Below are 1,689 nucleotides of genomic sequence, written 5' to 3'. Positions count from 1 at the left end.
CCCCCTCCCCCGCCCTGGTGCTCGTGCTCGCGCTCAGGTGGACGTTCGGTGGGGCCGCGTCGCCCGGGCCAGCCAGACGGTGGCCGCCAGGCAGACCGCCGACACCGCGGCGAGGATCAGGGGCACGGCTCGGACGCCGGACCACTCGATGGTTCTGCCGAGCGCCGGGCCCGCCGCCACACCGCCCAGCATGGACGCGGCGATGACGACGGCTCCGGCGCGGCGGGCCTTCGGTGCGGCCCGGTTGAGCCAGGGCAGGCCGGTGGGGAAGATCGGGGCGATGAAGAGGCCCACGCCCGCGTAGGCGTAGGGGGCGAGGTCGGGGACCCCCGCCAGGAGCAGGCAGACGGTCATGCCCGCGCACGAGACCGTGATGATGGCCGGGGCGGAGAAGCGCAGCGCGACGGGGGCCGCCAGGAAGCGGCCCACGGTCATCATCAGCCAGTAGACGCTGGTCGCGGTGGCGGCCGCGCCCGCGCCGTAGCCGACGGTCTCCAGGTGGGTGGGCTCCCAGCCGCCCACGCCCGCCTCTATGCCGACGTGCAGGACGTAGAGGGCGACGAAGACGGCGAGGACGGAGCGCAGGGCGTCGGTGACCGGCGCACGGCGGACGGCGCCGGTGCCGGCGTCGACACCGGCGCCGGCGCCCGGCTCGTCGGTGGGGTGCGGGGCGTGGGCGCGCACGCCTCTCAGGCAGAGCAGCAGGGGCAGGTTGGCGAGCGCGAAGGCCAGGAAGAGCGCCGGGTAGTGCTCCGATCCGACCAGGCCCACCAGGGCCGGCCCGAGGATCGCGCCGATGCCGAAGTGGGCGTTGAGGATGTTCAGCATGGCCGTGGAGCGGTGGCCGAAGCCGATGGAGAAGAGCTGGTTGAGTCCGTAGTCGATGCCGCCGAAGCCGAGCCCCGCGACGAACGCGGCGACGAGGGCGACGGGCCACTGGGGCGCGAGGGCGAAGCCCGCGGCCCCGAGGGCCATCAGGAGGTACGAGGCGCCGAGGATTGCGCGGTTGCTCGTGCGCCCGTAGCGGCGGTCGAAGAGGAGGACACCGGCGACTCCGCCGACGAAGTGGGCGCTCAGGCCGAGTCCCGCCGCGGAGGGCGAGAGGCCGAACTCCTCGCGCAGTGACGGGATCGAGGGGCCGTAGAGGGCTTGCAGGGCGCCTATCAGGACGAAGCCCGCGCAGGAGGCGACCGTGGCGGCCGCGGTGAACACGGGAGCGGACTCGGTGGCCGGCCCGGGTGGGGCGGTCGAAGTGATCGGGGTGATCGGCCCGGGCCCGGCGGCCGGGGTGCGCTGTGCCGTGGGGTGGTCGCTCACGCGGACTCCAGTGGCGGACGGCCCACGGCGGCGTGGGATGCGGTTGATGCTCCGACGAACATCGATGTTACCGGTAACATTCAGGCCGTCAAGATGGTCGGCACCAGGTGCGCGCATGGTGCTGGCCGGTGCGACTCACGGGCTCGGGGCCGGACTTGGAGGGTGTCGGACCGGGCACGGCTTGGTTGCGACAAGGGCTTTCGCCGCGGGGGCGGGTCGGGGAGCAGGCAGCATGCGGGCATGAGCCGAGACGGGGAGCGACACCTGGGGCGCGACCGGGATCCGGGCACAGGGTCAGGCGGACTTCGGGGGCCGGGGGGAGGGTCAGGCGGCCTTCGAAGGCCGGGCGAAGGGTCGGGCAGGCTGCGGGAT

At 74.2% G+C, this 1,689-nt stretch carries 1 protein-coding gene; it reads right to left on the bottom strand.

Features of this window, described 5'->3' with window-relative positions; genetic code table 11:
• Positions 1-33: 33 nt before the first annotated feature.
• Positions 34-1,317 (bottom strand): MFS transporter, encoded by a 1,284-nt coding sequence (locus tag KMS84_RS38470; RefSeq protein ID WP_438819037.1) that lies wholly within the window; start codon positions 1,315-1,317, stop codon positions 34-36.
• Between the last annotated feature and the right edge of the window lie 372 nt (positions 1,318-1,689).

This window comes from Streptomyces hilarionis, from assembly GCF_024539675.1.
Lineage (GTDB): Bacteria > Actinomycetota > Actinomycetes > Streptomycetales > Streptomycetaceae > Streptomyces > Streptomyces hilarionis.
The sequence above is the reverse complement of the archived record's forward strand: the minus strand, read 5'-3'. Positions and strand labels throughout refer to the sequence as shown.